At 61.4% G+C, this 18,659-nt stretch carries 16 protein-coding genes and 5 pseudogenes; 15 read left to right on the top strand and 6 right to left on the bottom strand.

Going from position 1 to position 18,659, the window contains the following annotated elements:
* Positions 1 to 153: 153 nt before the first annotated feature.
* From CWO91_RS04485 to tnpA, 5 genes and pseudogenes are all read right to left on the bottom strand, one after another.
* Complete coding sequence (locus CWO91_RS04485) at positions 154 to 378, bottom strand: hypothetical protein (RefSeq protein WP_130212408.1); 225 nt, start codon at positions 376 to 378, stop codon at positions 154 to 156.
* A 109-nt stretch (positions 379 to 487) separates the two neighbouring features.
* Positions 488 to 907, bottom strand: a pseudogene (locus CWO91_RS04480) (IS66 family transposase); the annotation flags it as partial.
* A gap of 8 nt (positions 908 to 915) precedes the next feature.
* Positions 916 to 1,095 (bottom strand): hypothetical protein, encoded by a 180-nt coding sequence (locus CWO91_RS44020; protein WP_245471123.1) that lies wholly within the window; start codon positions 1,093 to 1,095, stop codon positions 916 to 918.
* A 76-nt stretch (positions 1,096 to 1,171) separates the two neighbouring features.
* Positions 1,172 to 1,216 (bottom strand): annotated as a pseudogene (locus CWO91_RS44015) (hypothetical protein); the annotation flags it as partial.
* Positions 1,217 to 1,647: 431 nt separating this feature from the next.
* Positions 1,648 to 1,782: pseudogene (tnpA, locus tag CWO91_RS45375) on the bottom strand (IS66 family insertion sequence element accessory protein TnpA); the annotation flags it as partial.
* 261 nt (positions 1,783 to 2,043) lie between these two features.
* On the opposite strand from tnpA, the gene CWO91_RS04470 reads away from it, so the two are divergent.
* From CWO91_RS04470 to CWO91_RS04400, 15 genes and pseudogenes are all read left to right on the top strand, one after another.
* Positions 2,044 to 3,807: a relaxase/mobilization nuclease domain-containing protein gene (locus CWO91_RS04470; protein ID WP_130212407.1), complete on the top strand. Its 1,764-nt coding sequence runs from the start codon at positions 2,044 to 2,046 to the stop codon at positions 3,805 to 3,807.
* A 36-nt stretch (positions 3,808 to 3,843) separates the two neighbouring features.
* Entirely contained in the window at positions 3,844 to 5,829 is a 1,986-nt protein-coding gene (locus tag CWO91_RS04465) for a conjugal transfer protein TraG (RefSeq protein WP_130212406.1), read from the top strand.
* Between the two features lie 6 nt (positions 5,830 to 5,835).
* Entirely contained in the window at positions 5,836 to 6,261 is a 426-nt protein-coding gene (locus CWO91_RS04460) for a CopG family transcriptional regulator (protein WP_130212405.1), read from the top strand.
* 130 nt (positions 6,262 to 6,391) lie between these two features.
* Complete coding sequence (locus CWO91_RS04455) at positions 6,392 to 7,720, top strand: MFS transporter (RefSeq protein WP_130212404.1); 1,329 nt, start codon at positions 6,392 to 6,394, stop codon at positions 7,718 to 7,720.
* A gap of 231 nt (positions 7,721 to 7,951) precedes the next feature.
* Positions 7,952 to 8,866 carry a P-type conjugative transfer ATPase TrbB gene (gene trbB, locus CWO91_RS04450; RefSeq protein WP_208752981.1) on the top strand — a complete coding sequence of 305 codons (915 nt, stop codon included), beginning with the start codon at positions 7,952 to 7,954 and terminating at the stop codon, positions 8,864 to 8,866.
* A gap of 1 nt (position 8,867) precedes the next feature.
* Positions 8,868 to 9,194, top strand: coding sequence for a TrbC/VirB2 family protein (locus CWO91_RS04445; protein WP_026201896.1), 327 nt, complete (start codon positions 8,868 to 8,870; stop codon positions 9,192 to 9,194).
* Complete coding sequence (locus tag CWO91_RS04440) at positions 9,194 to 9,457, top strand: VirB3 family type IV secretion system protein (protein ID WP_130212402.1); 264 nt, start codon at positions 9,194 to 9,196, stop codon at positions 9,455 to 9,457. Before CWO91_RS04445 ends, CWO91_RS04440 begins: the two co-directional genes overlap by 1 nt.
* 10 nt (positions 9,458 to 9,467) lie before the next feature.
* Positions 9,468 to 11,909, top strand: a complete 2,442-nt coding sequence (trbE, locus tag CWO91_RS04435; protein WP_130212401.1) for a conjugal transfer protein TrbE — start codon at positions 9,468 to 9,470, stop codon at positions 11,907 to 11,909.
* Positions 11,906 to 12,637, top strand: coding sequence for a P-type conjugative transfer protein TrbJ (trbJ, locus tag CWO91_RS04430; RefSeq protein ID WP_130212400.1), 732 nt, complete (start codon positions 11,906 to 11,908; stop codon positions 12,635 to 12,637). Before trbE ends, trbJ begins: the two co-directional genes overlap by 4 nt.
* Positions 12,637 to 13,008, top strand: coding sequence for a putative entry exclusion protein TrbK-alt (gene trbK-alt / locus CWO91_RS04425; protein ID WP_018317697.1), 372 nt, complete (start codon positions 12,637 to 12,639; stop codon positions 13,006 to 13,008). The genes trbJ and trbK-alt overlap by 1 nt, the downstream gene beginning before the upstream one ends.
* A complete protein-coding gene (trbL, locus tag CWO91_RS04420) occupies positions 13,005 to 14,234 on the top strand; it encodes a P-type conjugative transfer protein TrbL (RefSeq protein ID WP_130212399.1) in 1,230 nt (409 codons plus the stop codon). Before trbK-alt ends, trbL begins: the two co-directional genes overlap by 4 nt.
* A 95-nt stretch (positions 14,235 to 14,329) precedes the next feature.
* A pseudogene (gene trbF, locus CWO91_RS04415) lies at positions 14,330 to 15,012 on the top strand (conjugal transfer protein TrbF).
* The gene (gene trbG / locus CWO91_RS04410) at positions 15,009 to 16,043 is read left to right on the top strand and encodes a P-type conjugative transfer protein TrbG (protein WP_165405222.1); all 1,035 of its coding nucleotides are present in this window, start codon (positions 15,009 to 15,011) and stop codon (positions 16,041 to 16,043) included. The pseudogene trbF and the gene trbG overlap by 4 nt, the downstream one beginning before the upstream one ends.
* Positions 16,040 to 17,250: pseudogene (locus CWO91_RS04405) on the top strand (TrbI/VirB10 family protein). Before trbG ends, CWO91_RS04405 begins: the two are co-directional and overlap by 4 nt.
* Before the next feature lie 4 nt (positions 17,251 to 17,254).
* Entirely contained in the window at positions 17,255 to 17,497 is a 243-nt protein-coding gene (locus tag CWO91_RS04400; protein ID WP_018317702.1) for a DUF2274 domain-containing protein, read from the top strand.
* Positions 17,498 to 17,685: 188 nt separating this feature from the next.
* On the opposite strand, the gene CWO91_RS04395 is transcribed toward CWO91_RS04400, so the two are convergent.
* Positions 17,686 to 18,594: a TauD/TfdA dioxygenase family protein gene (locus CWO91_RS04395; protein ID WP_130212398.1), complete on the bottom strand. Its 909-nt coding sequence runs from the start codon at positions 18,592 to 18,594 to the stop codon at positions 17,686 to 17,688.
* Positions 18,595 to 18,659 lie beyond the last annotated feature (65 nt).

Below are 18,659 nucleotides of genomic sequence, written 5' to 3'. Positions count from 1 at the left end.
AAGCTCGCATGCATTAGCGCGGCCTGGAGAAGACTGGGCGGAAAGGCGCGCGCAGTGGGGAGGCATGGCAGTATGCGTCCGGGGGCTGCACATGACGTCGGGCCTTGACGTGCCTAACGGCCTCCGGCGGCAATGCACCGACTCAGATAACCCCTACTCCGTGCTGGACTTGGCTATGGCAGCTTCCGCCTTCGCGATCACTGCTTCGGCACGCTCAATCGCAGCACGGAATTCCTTGCTCTTCCAAGTATCAACCGAATGGCCGTCGTCAAACGACTCGTCTGTGGCGTCTTGTGCGCGTAAGACCAACTCACGAAGCGCCGCAATCGCCTCGGAGAGCAGCTTGGCATCCGCCCCGTCTCGGGAAGACTGCGTCACCTCTATAACCCCATCACATCGCAATTTTGGAACGTCATGTAATATCGTTACAAAGGACGACAATTGCAATTACCCGCGGTCTCGTCGTTTAGCGCGAGTCTGGCCTTGCTCAGACGTTGGCGGCGGGTCCCGCGGAGCTCCAGTTCCACGTCAGAAGTTCGCCGAGGCGGTTGATGGGATGTCCGTCGCCCATACGCTGCAGCACGTCGCGCAGGTATGCGTAAGGCTCAACGTCGTTGAACTTGCACGTCTCGATCAGCAAACAGAGGATTGCCCATCGTTCTCCGCCGCCGTCGCTACCGCCAAAGAGATGGTTCTTGCGGCCGAGCGCCACAGGTCGGATCGCCCGCTCGACAGGGTTCGTGTCGAGCTCGATGCGGCCGTCATGGAGGAAGCGGGTCAATCCATCCCAGCGCGACAGCGCATACCGGATCGCTTCGGCGAGACTGCCGCGGCCGGGCAGCTGCGGGAGCTGCACCTCGAGCCAAAGGCGAAGGCTGTCAACGATCGGCTTGGCGAGTGCGCGCCGCGTGGCCATCATCGGGCGCTCTCCCGCTCAATAACGCGGCGACGGACTGCATCCGGATCGCTGCCGATCGGTGCGAAGACGCGACGCCCTTCGTCCAATTCGATAACCGTCATGCCGTCGGGCGGCTGCAACAGATCGTTCAGGACGAGCGTTTCGGATTGCGCTCCGGCGACCTTCACAGCCGCCAACTTCGTCCGCACTCTTGTTGAACCCGAACTGGACCCGCCAGCGGAACAACATGCTGCTGACGATGCCGTGGCGCCGGCAAATCTCGGCGGCGGTGGCGCCAGGGAGCTGGGACTCGCGCATGATCGTGAGCTTTCCTCGTCACTGAAGCGACGGCGGTTGGCGCGTACATCGCTCGGCGGTTTCCCGATTGGCGCATCTGTCAAGTGCGTTCCGGTGACGGACTGCTTAGCAGCGCTGCTAGCACTAGTGCTTATTGGTGGGCGGGCACTCGGATGAAGATGCGCCCGCCAGTCGATTTCCACCTCATTCGAGTCGATCAGATCGCGCCACCGCCTCAGGCTGTGCTGCGATATGCCGTGAGCCCGGGCATAAGCCTGCATGCTCAGACCGCACCATCCCATCGCTTCAACATGCATCGCTCGGAACGCTTGGACGGCTCTGCAGCGCTGGTCCTTGGACACCGGACTCCGCTTCTTGCGGAGCCGCTCCCGACGTTCCTCGCGACGCAATTCCGCACGTATTTTCAGCGGTTCAGCATCGGTCCGCAGCCAACGATCGAATGTGCCGCCATTTAGACGATGCTGACGACAATTTTTGCGCTTGCTGAGACCGCTTCGCCGCCATGCTTCAACGTGTACCGACCAAAAAGAACGACGCGCTTCGTTCTTGAAATATTCCGTACCCACCGGAGATCCTCCAATGCAGCAAGGAACCCGATATGGAACGACAGCGCGCTCTCGGAAAGTCGTGCAGGATTCGGACGCTTACGGCACGACAGCACGACGGCGAGATAAAAGGGGCTCGCCGGTCGAACCGCAAGCCATTGACATGGCTTGGGTTCGGGCGTGCCGGTCGGTCGGGGCGCGTGCCGCGCCGCGCATTTTGACGAACACAATCAAAGGCGTTTTCGGCACCGTGAGCGCTTTTGATCTCTGGGGAGCTCTGCCATGACGGCAGGCGACAGCGACCTGCGTATTCGGCCTGGGCGCATCCGCAGTACTCGCGCGCCGAAGCCCAAGAGCTTCATCAACCAGGTGCTGCGGGCGGCGAATGAAGCGGGACACACGTCGGGGCAGACTCCGACTGGCAGGCGTTCGGCGGCCTATGGGCGCTCGACGTTCGGGCGTGGGCGCCTCGCCTTTAGCCGCGCCAGATTGTTCAGCCCGGCGCGGCGCGTTGTGGTGAAGGCGCGTGTGGTTCGGCACAAAGGACGTGCCTTTCGTTCAGCACCACTAACCGCTCACCTCTCATATCTGAAGCGCGACGGGGTGACCCGGAGTGGTGAGCGTGCCGAGATGTTCGATGCCAGCAGCGACCGAGCCGACAGTGCGGCTTTCGCAGAAAGGTGCAAGGACGACCGGCATCATTTCAGGTTCATCGTCTCACCCGAGGACGCCGGCGAGATAACTGACCTCAAGGCCTTCACCCGCGATCTCGCCCGGCAGATGGAGACCGATCTCGGTACGCGGCTCGATTGGGTGGCTGTCGATCATTGGAACACCGACAACCCTCATGTCCATCTTCTCCTTCGGGGAGTAGACGAGGAGGGGACGGATCTCGTGATCTCCCGCGACTACATCAGCCAGGGCCTGCGCTCACGCGCCGAGGAACTGGTCGCCATCGAACTGGGTCCAAAACCGGAGCACGAGATTCGCAATTCGCTGGAGAGGGAAGTTACGGCAGAACGATGGACGCGGCTCGATCGGGAGATCCGGCTGGCGGCAGATGAGACCGGCTATATCGATCTTCGTCCAGAGAATCCCGGCAAGTCTGATCCCGAGATCCGGCGCCTGATGGTCGGTCGCCTTCAACACCTGGAGAAGATGGGCCTTGCCGCATCCGCTGCAGCCGGGGAATGGATGGTCGGGCTCGAGGCCGAGCGTAGCTTGCGCGATCTCGGCATGCGCGGTGACATCATCAAGACCATGCACCGCGCCTTTACCGAGCGTGGGGACACGCGCGGCGTTGCCGACTTCGTCATCGAAGGTGGACAACCGACGTCCCAGATTATCGGACGACTGGTCGACCGTGGATTGCATGACGAACTGACTGGTGAGGCCTACGCCCTGATCGACGGAACAGATGGACGCGCGCATCACGTGCGCTTCCGAGGGGTCGAGGCTTTTGAACAGGCGCCACCGCTCGGCGGCATCGTCGAAGTGCGACGCTTCGGTCAAGCCGACGATCCTCATCCCACCGTGGTGCTCGCCACCCGTTCCGATCTCGATCTCCGTGAGCAGACCACTGCGAGAGGGGCGACCTGGCTCGACCATCGGCTGGTCGAACGCGACCCCATGCCGCTCGCCATCAGCGGATTCGGCCGCGAGACCCGCGACGCCATGGAAGCCCGTGCCGAGCATCTGATCCAGGAAGGCCTGGCGCGGAGGCAGGGCCAACGCATCACCTTGCAGCGCGACCTCCTGAACACATTGCGCCGACGTGAACTGGACGAGGTGGCCGCAAGAGTCTCGGCCGACACCGACCTGCCTTACGTGAAGCCTGACTCCGGGGAGCATTTGGCGGGCACGTATCGCCAGCGATTGACACTCACCTCGGGACGCTTCGCCATGATCGATAATGGGCTCGGCTTCCAGCTCGTGCCCTGGTCGCGCGAACTCGAAAAGAGGCTCGGCCAACACGTCACCGGCGTCGTGAAGGATGGCGGTGGCATTGAATGGGACTTTGGTCGCAAGCGCGACCTCGGCCTCTAGCAATCTCTCCAATTCTGTTGCGGAAGGGTGTTCGGGATGTCCGGAACCAAAATCCTCTGGGGACAGGTGATCGTTGTCGGTCTGATCGTTTTGCTGGCCATCTGGGGCGCAACCGAGTGGACGGCCTGGCGGCTCGCCTGGCAACCGGAGCTTGGGCGCCCCTGGTTCGAACTGTCGGGCTTCAAGGTTTATTACCCGCCCGTCTTCTTCTGGTGGTGGTTCGTCTATGACGCCTATGCACCCCACGTCTTTGTCGAAGGCGCCTTCATCGCGGCGTCGGGGACCGTCGTTTCGATCGCGGTGGCCATCGGCATGTCGGTTTGGCGCGCGCGTGAAGCCAAGAATGTCGAGACCTATGGTTCGGCGCGCTGGGCTGATCGGGAGGAGGTGAGGGCGGCTGGCCTACTCGGTCCGGACGGTGTGGTGCTGGGCAAGCTCGACCGCGACTACCTCCGCCATGACGGACCGGAGCACGTATTGTGTTTTGCACCAACCCGCTCCGGCAAAGGCGTCGGTCTTGTCGTCCCCTCATTGCTGGCTTGGCCCGGCTCGGCCATCGTTCACGACATCAAAGGCGAGAACTGGCAACTGACCGCTGGGTTTCGCTCGCGGCATGGCCGCGTCCTATTGTTCGACCCCACCAACCCGAAGTCCTCAGCCTACAATCCGCTCCTCGAAGTCCGGCGCGGGGAATGGGAGATCCGCGACGTTCAGAATGTGGCCGACGTTCTGGTCGACCCCGAAGGCTCGCTCGACAAGCGAAACCATTGGGAGAAGACCAGTCATTCGCTCCTGGTCGGCGCCATACTCCATGTTCTCTATGCCGAGGCCGACAAGACCTTGGCCGGCGTCGCAGCTTTCCTATCCGATCCGAAGCGGCCGATCGAGGCGACGCTGAAGGCGATGATGACCACACGGCACCTTGGCGAGCAGGGTGCTCATCCCGTGGTCGCCTCGACCGCGCGCGAACTCCTCAACAAATCCGAGAATGAACGGTCCGGCGTCCTGTCCACCGCGATGTCGTTCCTTGGGCTCTACCGCGATCCGGTGGTGGCCCAGGTGACCTGTCGCTGCGACTGGCGGATTGCCGATCTGATCGCAGATAGCCGCCCGACGACGCTTTACCTCGTGGTGCCACCGTCGGATATTTCTCGGACCAAGCCGCTGATCCGTCTGGTGCTGAACCAGATTGGTCGTCGCCTGACCGAAGATCTGCACGCCCGCGACCGTCGGCATCGCGTTCTGATGATGCTCGACGAGTTCCCCGCACTCGGGCGGCTTGATTTCTTCGAGTCTGCGCTCGCTTTCATGGCGGGGTACGGCATCAAGAGTTTTTTGATCGCGCAGTCGCTCAATCAAATCGAGAAGGCCTACGGGCCGAACAACGCCATTCTCGACAATTGTCACGTCCGCGTCAGCTTCGCGACCAACGACGAGCGGACCGCCAAGCGGGTGTCCGACGCGCTGGGCACGGCGACCGAGATGCGGGCGATGAAGAACTACGCCGGGCACAGGTTGAACCCTTGGCTGGGTCACCTTATGGTCTCGCGGCAGGAGACGGCCAGGCCGCTCTTGACCCCGGGCGAGGTCATGCAGCTTCCGCCGATGGACGAGATCGTCATGGTGGCGGGCTCGCCGCCGATCCGGGCGAAGAAGGTCCGCTACTACGAGGATCGGCGGTTCACCGAGCGGGTTTTGCCGCCGCCCGATCCGGCGAGCGCCGGCCGATCATCGCGAACGGACGGATGGTCAGCGCGCGGAACGCTGAAGCCGGCGCAGCCTCCAACCGACAGGGGGCAAGGAGAGGAGGACACGGCGAACAGCGGCCTGCGCCGCGAGCCCGAACTCCCTGATCACGTGGCGATCGTCAAGGAAACAACCGAGCCGACGCCCGCAGAGGAATTTGCCGCCGTGCTTGACGACGACGAAGATGCGGTCCGCCGGTCTCGACTTATGCGTCAGCAGATGCGCGGTGTCGCCCGTCAAGTCGCCATGGACCCGAATGACGGTATGGAGCTCTGAGGCGATATGCGCGACCGGATGAACGTCTATTTCCCGCCAGAGCTTCTGAAACAAATCGCGGAGCTCGCCGATCGCAAGAAGGTTTCCCGGTCTGCAATCGTGGAAGCGGCTGTCGTTTCGCTTCTATCGCCGGATGGAGCAGACAGGCGGGAGGCAGCGTTTACCCGTCGCCTGGATCGGCTGTCGCGTCAGATGCAGAGGCTGGAGCGTGACGTTGGTTTGACGGCGGAGACCTTGGCCCTCTTCATTCGCTTCTGGTTGACGATCACGCCGCCACTACCCAACGACGCACAGGCGGCCGCGCAGGCAAAGGGGCGGGAGCGCTTTGAAGGATTCGTCGAGGCGCTCGGGCGCCGTTTGCAAAAGGGGCAAAGCTTTCTGCGCGAGATTCCAGAAGATATCCGCCGTCAGGAACCGGCCGATGAGACCTGATTGAACCATGTAGGAGGCCCTTCCGCCGGCCCTTCTTTTTCTACGCCAGCCTACGACCGCAGCGATTTAGCCGAACTGACAAAAGCTGGACGCGCTATCGGCTCGAGCGACTGAGAGCAAAGGGGCCAGCATGCAAATCTCAACAGCATGGCGTCGAATCGCGCGCGTTTTTCTCCCGTTTGCTGCCGGATACTATCTTTCGTACCTGTTTCGGACGATCAACGCTTTGATCGCCAGTCATCTCAGCTCGGATACCGGGCTTGGGACTGCCGACCTCGGATTGCTTACCTCGGTCTATTTCCTGGTTTTCGCGGCGGCTCAGATCCCCATCGGAGTACTGCTGGACCGCTTTGGCCCGCGGCGCGTCCAAAGTGTCTTGCTCTTGCTCGCAGCAGTGGGCGCTGGTCTGTTCGCGGTATCGACTGACTTCCTGTCACTTTTGATCGCCCGTGCAATGATCGGGCTCGGCGTGGCGGCGGCGCTCACAGCAGGGCTGAAGTCCATCGTCCTTTGGTTCCCCAGGGAACGAGTTGCCTTGCTGAACGGCTACATGATCATGCTGGGATCGCTAGGAGCGGTGACCGCCACGGCTCCCGTCGAGCACCTGCTCGCCTGGATGGGCTGGCGGCAGCTCTTTGAGGTCCTGGCGGCCGCTACCGCTGCGACGGCCATTCTCATCTATGTCGTCGTGCCTGAGCGAGGCATCGCCCTGTCAACAGCGTCCACCAGCCTGAGCTCAGTTTTCAGCGATCGACGGTTCTGGCGAATGGCCCCGTTATCGGCGACTTGCATTGGATCATCTTGGTCTCTGCAAGGCTTGTGGGCGTCGCCGTGGTTGATAGAAGTAGAAGGGTTTGATCGCGCAAGTCTCGTCAGACAGCTTTTTATGATGTCTGTCGTACTGAGCGGCGGTGCCTGGTTGTTCGGTATGGCCGTCCATCACATCAAACGCAGAGGAATCGGCGCGGAGGTGATATTAGCGATGGTTGCAGTGCTGTTCATCGCAGCCGAGTCAGCCTTGATCCTGCGAGCGCCTCTCCCGTCCATCTTGCCCTGGTCCGTTGTCGCAATCGTCGGAACGGCAACCGTGGTCAGCTTCGCGGTGATAGCGGATTACTTTCCGCCGGAGCTTGCTGGTCGTGCCAACGGCGCTTTGAACGTCTTGCACTTTGGTTGGGCATTTCTGGCACAATACGCGACAGGCCTGATCTTGGAGCAATGGCCTGCAAATGATAGCCATAGGTCCATCCAAGCCTATCAAGTGGCGTTCGGTCTCAATGTAGCACTGCAGATCGCGGCGTTGGTCTGGATCGCGCTGCCTTGGCGTCGATACTTCGTTTCATGGATGAGTTCAATCCTCGTCTTCAAACCGGCTGATACTTCCTATGCTGTCGAGTCAGTTGGGTTGTATGAGGATTCGGACATCCTCCTGCCCGCGGCCGACGATGCGGATTGGTGAGCAGGCCACTTCTTGCGAACCGACACGATTGAGTAGGCCTCAAACATCAATTCTCAGTCCTTCTTTTTCTACGCCAGTCTACGATCACCGAAAGCGCTTGTTGCGCCGAGTCCATTGGTGCCTTTTCTAATTGTCCCCATCTGAGGGCGCTCTTTCGACGTCCTCATTCGGTGGGGATGAACGGTGGCAATCCATTCCATTCAATCGGACGCGAGTTCGCGCGGCGCGCGAATGCTGCGCAGCGCTCTTGGCGCGGCGATTGCGGGCTACCTCGAAGACGAAGCGATCATCGAGGTGATGCTCAACCCAGATGGGCGCCTGTGGATCGACCGGCTGTCGAATGGCCTGATCGACACAGGCGAAACTTTGTCGGCTGCGGATGGTGAGCGCATCGTTCGCCTGGTCGCGCATCACGTCGGTGCCGAGGTGCATGCCGGCTCGCCGCGGGTCTCGGCCGAATTGCCTGGGACCGGCGAGCGCTTCGAAGGACTGTTGCCTCCGGTCGTTGCGGCACCGGCCTTTGCTATCCGCAAACCGGCCGTGGCCGTGTTTACGCTCGACGACTACGTCGCCAGGGGGATCATGAGCTCGGAGCAGGCCAGGACCCTGAAGGACGCGGTCGCCGCACGGAAGAACATCCTCGTCGCCGGCGGGACATCGACCGGCAAGACAACCTTGACCAACGCGCTCCTGGCCGAGGTCGCGAAGAGCTCCGATCGGGTCGTGCTGATCGAAGATACGCGCGAACTCCAATGTAAGGCGCCCAATCTCGTAGCCTTGCGGACCAAAGACGGCGTGGCCACACTATCGGACCTCGTTCGCTCCTCCCTGCGACTGCGTCCGGATCGCATTCCGGTTGGCGAGGTTCGCGGTGCCGAAGCGCTCGACCTGCTCAAGGCCTGGGGCACCGGTCATCCTGGCGGCATCGGCACCATTCATGCGGGCACCGCGCTCGGCGCACTGCGGAGGCTCGAGCAACTCATCCAGGAAGCCGTCATCACGGTTCCGCGTGCCCTGATCGCCGAGACCATCAACCTCGTCGCCGTCCTTGCGGGGCGCGGCGCTGACCGTCGCCTCGCTGATCTCGCCCTCGTCACGGGGCTCGGCGGGGCCGGCGACTACAGCCTTTCATCAGCAGGAGACTGACATGCGTCTGAAACTTCGTGTTCTTTGGCAAACCGCGTCGCTGGCCGCCTCCGGTTCAGTTCTGTCGATGACGGCGCCGGCATGGGCTGCTGGCTCGAACATGCCGTGGGAGCAGCCACTCAATCAGATACTGCAATCGGTCGAGGGGCCGGTCGCCAAGATCATCGCCGTCATCATCATCGTCGTAACTGGGCTCACGCTCGCGTTCGGAGATTCGTCGGGTGGTTTCCGAAGGCTGATCCAGATTGTGTTCGGCCTGTCGATCGCGTTTGCCGCCTCAAGCTTCTTCCTGTCGTTCTTCTCCTTCGGCGGCGGCGTGGTGATCTGATGGATGATCAGGTGGCAGGCTTTGTGGTGCGCGTTCACCGCGCACTCACTGAGCCGATTCTGATGGGTGGCGCGCCGCGGTCCGTCGCGATCGTGAACGGCACACTGGCCGCGGCCCTTGGACTTGGATTGCGGCTCTGGATCGCGGGTCTCGTCCTCTGGTTCATCGGCCACATGGCCGCCGTCTGGGCCACCAAACGCGATCCCGCCTTTGTCGATGTGGTGCGCCGGCATCTGCGCATTCCCGCACATCTCAACACCTGAGTCCTCTGTCATGATGAACCTTGCCGAATATCGCCATTCCAGCGCGCGCCTCGCCGACTTCCTGCCCTGGGCAGCGCTCGTCGACGAAGGAATTGTCCTGAACAAGGATGGCTCGTTCCAACGGACGGCGAAGTTCCGAGGGCCTGACCTCGATAGCGCAGTGCCGGCCGAACTCGTCGCCGTCGCCGGTCGCCTGAACAACGCCCTGCGCCGTCTGGGATCCGGTTGGGCGGTCTTCGTTGAAGCGCAACGCCATTTTGCGGGTGCTTATCCGCCGAACACCTTTCCAGATGTCGCGTCTGCACTGGTCGACGCCGAGCGCAGAGCTCAATTCGAAGAGGCGGGCGCCCACTATGAGTCTAGCTACTTCTTGACCTTCCTCTATCTGCCGCCGGAGGAGGGAGCCGCTAGGGCAGAGCGATTGCTATATGAAGGTCGCGACCGCACAGTTGGAGCAGATGCCCGGGAGGTGTTGGGCGCGTTTGTCGATCAAACCAACCGCGTGCTTCAACTCGTCGAAGGGTTCATGCCCGAATGCGCCTGGCTCGATGATCAGGATACGCTGACTTACCTGCACTCGACGATCTCGATCAAGCGCCACCGCGTTCGAGTGCCCGAAATTCCCATGTACATCGATGCGCTGTTAGCCGACCAGCCGTTGACCGGCGGGTTAGAGCCGATGTTGGGCTCGGCCAATCTCCGGGTCCTGACGATTGTCGGCTTTCCGGGCGCGACGACGCCGGGAATCCTGGACGACCTGAATCGTCTGGCATTCTCGTATCGCTGGTCAACCCGAGCGATCATGCTCGACAAGACCGATGCCACCAAGCTGCTGACCAAAATCCGCCGGCAGTGGTTCGCGAAGAGAAAATCCATCGGCGCCATTCTCAAGGAGGTCATGACCAACGAGGCATCGACGCTGCTCGATACCGACGCTCACAACAAGGCGATAGATGCCGACTCGGCGTTGCAGGAACTGGGGTCGGATCAGATCGGACAAGCCTTTGTCACGACGACCATTACCGTCTGGGACCGCGATCCCAATACTGCCGATGAAAAGCTCCGTCTGGTCGAGAAGGTCATTCAGGGTCGCGATTTCACCTGCATGATCGAGACGGTGAACGCCGTCGAAGCCTGGCTCGGAAGTTTGCCCGGGCATGTCTACGCAAACGTACGGCAGCCACCGATATCGACCCTCAATCTTGCACATATGATTCCGATGTCGGCCGTGTGGGCGGGCGAGGCGAGGGACCTGCACTTCAAGGGTCCGCCGCTTCTGTTCGGCAAGACCGAGGGATCAACACCGTTCCGAGTCTCGCTCCACGTCGGCGACGTCGGCCATACGCTTGTGGTCGGACCGACGGGGGCTGGCAAGTCGGTGCTGCTCGCGCTGATGGCACTCCAATTCCGCCGTTACTCGAACTCTCAGGTCTTTGCATTCGACTTCGGTGGTTCGATCCGGGCGGCCGCGCTCGCCATGGGTGGTGATTGGCATGATCTCGGCGGTGCATTGTCTGACGGAGGTGAACAACTCGTCGCCCTGCAGCCGCTGGCCTGGATTGATGATCCTTGCGAGCGCGGATGGGCGACGGAATGGATCGGCGCGATCCTCGCACGAGAAAAGGTCGAGATCACTCCTGAGGTCAAGGATCATCTGTGGTCGGCGCTGGCATCTCTCGCCTCGGCGCCGAGGGAGGAGCGCACCCTGACGGGCCTGTCAGTCCTACTCCAATCGAATTCTCTGAAACGCGCCTTGCAACCTTATTGCCTGGGCGGTCCATCCGGGCGCCTGCTCGATGCTGAATTCGAGCGCCTTGGTGAGGCGTCGGTCCAGGCGTTTGAGACGGAAGGCTTGATCGGAACGAGTGCTGCGCCGGCCGTACTGGCGTATCTCTTCCATCGTATTGGAGACCGTCTCGATGGTCGGCCGACGCTCCTGATTGTCGATGAGGGTTGGCTTGCCCTCGATGATGAGGATTTCGCTGGTCAGCTCCGGGAATGGCTGAAGACACTTCGGAAGAAGAACGCGTCCGTCATCTTCGCCACCCAGTCGCTTTCGGACATTGATGGATCTGCGATCGCGCCGGCTATCATCGAAAGCTGCCCAACGCGATTGTTGCTGCCGAACGAACGGGCAATCGAACCGCAGATCACTGCCATCTACCGCCGCTTCGGCCTCAACGACCGCCAGATCGAGCTTCTGAGCCGGGCTACGCCAAAGCGCGACTACTACTGCCAGTCCCGTCGCGGCAACCGGATGTTCGAGCTTGGGCTTGGCGAGGTGGCACTCGCCTTCACCGCCGCCTCTTCAAAGACAGACCAGGCTGCCATCACGCAGTTCCTGGTTGAGCATGGACCTGACGGCTTCGTGTCGGCCTGGCTCCAGCACCGTGGCGTCGCCTGGGCCCTGGACCTGATTCCCAATCTTCTCAATCTGGAGAAATCCCTATGAGGCGTCTTGGCCTATTGGCGGCCGCTGGCACGGTCGTGCTGATGCTCGGCGTAACCATGCCCGCGCGAGCGCAGTGGATTGTCTTTGATCCCAACAATTACGTCCAGAATGTCCTGACCGCTGCGCGGGAGCTCCAGCAGATCAACAATCAGATCACCTCGTTGCAGAACGAGGCTCAGATGCTGATCAATCAGGCGAAGAATCTGGCAAGCCTGCCGTATTCGTCGCTGCAGCAACTGCAATCCTCGATTCAGCGGACCCAGCAATTGCTGGCGCAGGCCCAGCGCATTGCCTACGACGTCCAGCAGATCGATCGCGCGTTCTCGACGAGCTACGCGCCGGCCGCTGGCAACCAATCCAGCCAATTGCTGGTCACCAACGCTCAATCGCGGTGGCAAAATACTTACGCGGCAACACAAGATGCGCTTCGCGTCCAGGCCGGCATCGTTGGCAACCTCGACAGCAATCGTATCCAGACGTCCGCGCTCGTAACGTCCAGCCAAGGCGCCAGCGGCGCTCTGCAGGCAACGCAGGCTGGCAATCAGATTCTTGCGCTGAACGCGCAGCAGCTTGCCGACCTTACCGCTGTCGTGACGGCGCAGGGCAGGGCGCAGAGCCTCGAAGCGGCTCAGCGCGCCTCGGCCCAGGATCAAGGACGAGAGCAACTCAGGCGATTCCTGACGCCAGGACAGGGCTATCAATCCTCCAACGTGCAGATGTTCCACTGATGACCGACGTAAAGGCATTCAAGGCGCTGTCGCTGCTTACGACAATCGGCCTAGTGGCCGTCGCTGCCTGCACGATTCAGCTTCGTGGCGGAGACGATCCTCCTCCGCCGCCGAAGGCGGAGCAGACGACAGGAGCAACCAGCTCTGACCTCGCGCGCTGCCGCAGCGTCACTGCGGAGGAAGCAGCGGGCTATCAGCATTGCAAGCAAGTTTGGGCCGAAAACCGCCGTCGCTTCTTTGGCAAGAAAGACGGTGGCGCAGTTCCTGGCCACGACGATTCCGCCGCCGGCGTGGCGCTCGCTCCAAAGGATCAGAGCCGGATCCCGCAAGGATATCCGCAACCGGCGACGCCCGAGGCGAGCAAGCCATGACGGGTACGGGGGTCATCGACCAGTTTCTGGAAACGTTCACGCGTTATATCGACAACGGTTTCGGATTGCTCGGTAGCGACGTCGGGTATCTCGCAGCGACCCTTGCCGCGATCGACATCACGCTTGCTGCGTTGTTCTGGAGTTGGGGGCCGGACGAAGACATCATCGCGCGCCTCGTCAAGAAGACGCTCTTTGTAGGCGTTTTTGCCTACCTTATTGGCAACTGGAACAGCCTGGCGCGCATCGTCTTCGAGAGCTTCGCCGGTCTTGGGCTGAAAGCATCGGGTGCAAGCCTGTCCGCTGCAGATTTTCTGAGACCCGGAAAGATCGCTCAAGTCGGACTCGACGCCGGCCGACCGCTGCTCGATTCGATCTCCGACCTGATGGGCTACATCAGCTTCTTCGAGAATTTCGTCCAGATCGTCGTTCTCCTGTTCGCCTGGGTCGTGGTGTTGCTTGCCTTCTTCATTCTGGCGATCCAACTCTTCGTCACCCTGATCGAGTTCAAGCTCACGACGCTCGCCGGCTTCGTGCTCATTCCCTTCGGACTGTTCGGCAAGACCGCCTTCGCGGCGGAGCGGGTCTTGGGTAACGTCATCTCTTCAGGGATCAAGGTCCTGGTCCTGGCCGTCATCGTTGGGATCGGCTCGACCCTGTTTTCGCAGTTCACCGCAGGCTTCGGCCGCGCTCAGCCGACCATCGAAGACGCGATGACGCTGGTGCTCGCGGCGCTCTCCTTGCTGGGTCTCGGTATCTTCGGTCCGGGTATCGCAAACGGCCTGGTGTCCGGTGGACCCCAACTCGGCGCCGGCGCCGCAATTGGAACAGGCCTTGCTGCCGGCGGCATTGTTGCGGCGGGGGCGGGTCTTGCCGCCGGTGGTACTGGTCTCGCTGGCGGCGCGATGGCAGGCGCCTCGCGCGGTGGCGGCGCTGTCATGAGCGGAGCATCAGCCGCCTACCGAAGCGGCGGCCTTGCCGGCGTCGCGGACGCCGGCGCTTCCGCTGCTATGAGCCCGTTGCGTCGTGCAGCGGCTGCGCTCGGCGGAGGTGGGCAAGCCGGCGCGCAGGCCGCAAACACTTCTGCCGAAGGGCAGCCCAACTGGGCGCGGCGAATGAAGCGTGCCGAGACCATTCGGCACGGTGCATCGGCTGCCGGCCAGGCGGTCCGCTCAGGCGATCACGGTGGCAGCGGCTCTTCCGTCGATTTGTCTGAAGGAGAGCGCTGACACGAAACACTGCGCCTTCGCCACCGCGGCGGGGGTCTCAAACGCAGATACCGCACGACTAGAAACCGATCACTTGATCTTAGGGGCAATCATCGATGTTCAAACGACCATCAGTTCACTATGGGCGCATGCCCGAACCGGTCACACCGTATCAGAAAGCAGCGCAAGTCTGGGACGAACGCATTGGATCAGCGCGCCTGCAAGCCAAGAACTGGCGCCTGATGGCGTTCGGCTGCTTGATGCTTTCAGCCGGTCTCGCTGTTGGGCTTGTCTGGCAGTCAAATCAAGGATCGATCACGCCCTGGGTGGTCGAAGTCGACCATCTCGCCAGGCTCAAAGGGTTGCGCCGGCCAACATCGACTATCAGCCCACTGATGCGCAGATCGCCTACCATTTGGCGCGCTTTATCGAGGATGTCAGAGGTCTGCCGGCCGACGGCATCGTTCTGCGCCAGAATTGGCTCCGGGCCTATGATTTTACGACCGATCGCGGCGCCGCTGCGCTCAACGACTATGCGCGCAATAATGACCCCTTTGCCAAGCTGGGCAAGGCCCAAATCTCAGTGGACGTCTCGAGCGTCATTCGCGCGTCGTCGGAGAGCTTTCGCGTCGCGTGGACCCAGCGCGTCTACGACAACGGCTCGCTGAGCTCGTCTGAGCGCTGGACTGCGATTCTCTCGATCGTGATCGAGACACCCCGCGATGCCGAACGCCTGCGCAAGAATCCCCTTGGCGTCTATGTCCGCGCCATCAACTGGTCAAAGGAGTTAAGTCAGTGACCGAGACGCCGTCTGACATTCATTCGAAGCGTTCCCTCCCGCGCAGTAAGCTCAATTCGCCTCGGTCCGAGTTCGTGGGCTCAAAGCGAGCGCTCCTGTCCGTGCTCTTGCTTTGTTCATCGGCGCTCGGCGGGTGCGCGACTTATATACCGCCGGAGATCAGCTATGACGCGGAGGTCCCGGCGCTGCCGGCGGCGCCAGCGGCCCTGGACGACAGGTCGCGGCCGCTTCACGTTCCACCGCTCTGGAAGCCAACTCTCGGCGGCAAGTCGGCCGGAAAGGAAGAGCCCGAACCCGTGAGCCGGGTTGAGATGGCAAACAGCGCAGCGCGGGTCGAGCCGCGCAAACGCGGGTATTTCAATGCGGCGCAGATCTACGCTTACAGCCCCGGTGCGCTCTATCAGGTTTATGCCGCACCCGGGCAGATCACGGATATCGCACTCGAGGAAGGAGAGCAGTTGACGGGATCGGGGCCGATCGCGGCCGGAGATACCGTACGATGGGTCGTGGGCGATACCGAAAGTGGGAATGGCGACATGCGCCGCGTCCATATCCTGGTCAAGCCGACGCGCGCATCGATCGAGACCAATCTCGTCGTCAATACCGATCGGCGCACCTACCTGATCGAGCTCCGCTCCCGCGAACGGCCATACATGCCGTCTGTTGCCTGGTACTATCCAGAAACTGCACGGGAACGGTCGCGTTCGGTCGCTCTGAAGCCCGTTCTTCCGGAGCCGGCGCAGCGCATCTCCCGCTATGCTATCGAAGGGGACAGTCCTCCCTGGCGGCCACTCGCCGCATATGACGATGGCCGCAAGGTCTATGTCGAATTCCCGCAAGGCATCGTGCAGGGCGAGATGCCTCCGCTATTCGTCATTGGTGCAGACGGCAAGACCGAACTCGTCAACTATCGCGCTTACGGTAACGTATTGATCGTCGATCGGCTTTTTGCTGCCGCCGAACTGCGGCTTGGCGGCGAGCACCAGCAGAAGGTCCGTATTGTCAGGACCGACGGGAGGCCGTCGTCATGAACACTCGGAATGTAAACGATCACGAGCAAGCAGTTCCGCCGGAGACACAAGGGGAGCAGTCCGAAAGCTTCCGCTTGAGAGCAGAGCATCCGCGCGTGACGCGGTTGTCGCGGAAGGTCTTGGCCGGCGGCGGCGCGGTTGCCCTGCTTGTCATCGGCGGAGCGGTGTTGTGGTCGCTACAGAGCAATCGCTCCCGTAGTCAAGCGGCCGATGAGCTTTACAGTACCGACCACCACAATGTTGCCGACGGCATTACCACGCTGCCGAAGGACTATGCTGGCGTTCCGCGCCAGCCAATCCCGCAGCTTGGTCCGCCGCTCCCCGGGGACCTCGTCGACCGATACTTGCCGCTCAGGGCCAGTCCCCGGCGATCGGCACTGATCCGGACCAGCAGCGCCGGGATCAAGAGACGGAGGCAGCCCGTATCAGCCATCTCTTCGCTTCGACCAGTGGACGAGAAATGCGTCCGCCCACCGGTACGGCTGTTGGAAGCGAGCGTGTCCTGCCGGCGAGCGCAACGAGCGCTGGCGACGACGGATCTGGGCAGAATGGTCAGGACCACAAGCTTGCCTTCGTGAGCGCCTCGGTAGACCGTCGCACGGTCAGCCCTGACCGTGTCACCAGGCCGGCTTCACCATATATCGTGCAGGCTGGGACGGTCATTCCGGGAGCCTTGATCACGGGCATCAGGTCAGACCTGCCAGGCCAAATTACGGCCCAAGTGACCGAGAGCGTATATGACACCCCGACCGGCCGCTTTCTGCTTGTCCCTCAGGGGGCGCGTCTGATCGGCATCTACGATAGCCAGGTCACTTTCGGCCAGTCTCGCGTCCTGCTCGTCTGGACACGGCTGATTATGCCGAATGGACGTTCTATCGTTCTCGAGCGGCAGCCTGGCGCTGACACTGCCGGGTATGCAGGTCTCGAAGATCAGGTCGACAATCACTGGGGCGAGTTGTTCAAGGCTGCGGCACTATCGACGTTTCTGGCGATCGGGACCGAACTGGGTGCCGGCTCGGACACCAACAGCAACGACAGCGCAATCATCCAGGCATTGCGACACGGCGCCTCGGACTCACTAAACCAGACCGGGCAGCAGGTCGTTCGCCGCAGTCTCAGCATCCAGCCTACTCTGACCGTGCGACCTGGCTTCCCGGTTCGTGTTCTTGTCAATCATGACCTCATACTTACGCCGTATAGAGGGTGACAATATGCCAAAACTCAAAATAGGAGAGCTTCCAGACGACAAGCCCGTCAAAGTGAGTACGGAGCTGCCTGCGGCCGTGCATCGTGATCTCATTGCATATGCAGAAGCGCTTACGCGTCAGGGTGGTCAGGTGGTCGATCCGACTAAACTCATCGCCCTCATGTTGGCGCGCTTTATGGCCACGGATCGAGGATTTTCTAAACTGAAACGTGAAGGCCACGTACCGGCCGCTGGCGAAGGACAGTGATGCTCAAGGTTTCCTCGAAGCTGTTGGTCAACGCTAAATAGTTGCGTGCATCAACCTAGGCGCTGCCGAGTTGGCGCTAAGCGCTGAGATATCGTGTCGGAAAGTGTGTTCCCGCGTCTGCCCGAAACAACTCCGATTACCAGGTTTTCTCGTTTTCAGACGCGAGAGCGCTGGGCGTCGACGTGCAGTTATTCGGTCACCTTCAGGCGCGTTACACTGCTCCGGCCATCGACGCTGACAGGCACGTCACCCTCGATCGTGGCCCGACGTACGACGCGATGCTGGTCCCCGTAATCGTTGACCGCGTAATGCTGCGTTGCGCGGTTATCCCATATCGCAATATCGCCCTCTAACCAGTTCCAGCGCACAGTGTTTTCGGGCGCGGTGATGTGAGACTGGAACAGATCGAACAGCTTTTGTCCGTCGTATTTGGGGACCCCAACAAAGTGCTTCACCAAGGCGCCGAGCACTAGCGTCCGCTCGCCTGTTTCGGGGTGGACGCGTACGACGGGATGCTCGGTCTCAAAAACCGTTCTGGTGAACACCTCGTCAAAGTGTTTCTTGTCGACCTCGCGGACACGCGCAATCCCGGCGTAATCGAAAACGTTGCTGTGAACGGCCCATAGGCCCTCGGCAAGCCGTTGTAGCGGCGGCGGCAAACCAAGATAAGCGGCAGCTGTGTTCGACCACACGGTGTCGCCTCCGAACGTTGGCATTACAACCGCCCGCAGGACCAAAATCTTGGGATAGGCGTCGGCGAAGGTCCCATCCGCATGCCAAACGTCGGCGCGACCGCCGCCACGAGTGGAGTCCAGTTCGAGGAGCGACGCCATCCCCTTGGTAGCACCGAGCATCGGATGGGGCACTAGCTTTCCGAGACGAGCGGCAAAGCGCTCCTGCTCGGCGTCATTGAGATGTCCTTGATTGCGGAAGAAGATCACCTTGTGCTCGAGCAATAAGCTGTTGATCGCAGCGATCGCGTGATCCGGTAGATCGCCTGATAGCCTGATATTTTTGACTTCGGCACCGATGCGCGCTGCACGTTTCACAACATCGGTGCTCGGAATGACGCCACCGATCAAAGCCATTGTGCTCATGTTGCTTTTCCAAGTCCTTGCAGTTCTTCCTCGCCCTTGGAGCGAATGATCTTCAGCAAGCATCG

The sequence above is a fragment of the Bradyrhizobium genosp. SA-3 genome (assembly GCF_004212635.1).
Classification (GTDB): Bacteria; Pseudomonadota; Alphaproteobacteria; order Rhizobiales; family Xanthobacteraceae; genus Bradyrhizobium.
Note: the sequence above shows the minus strand (reverse complement) of the source record. Positions and strands in the feature narration are given on the sequence as shown.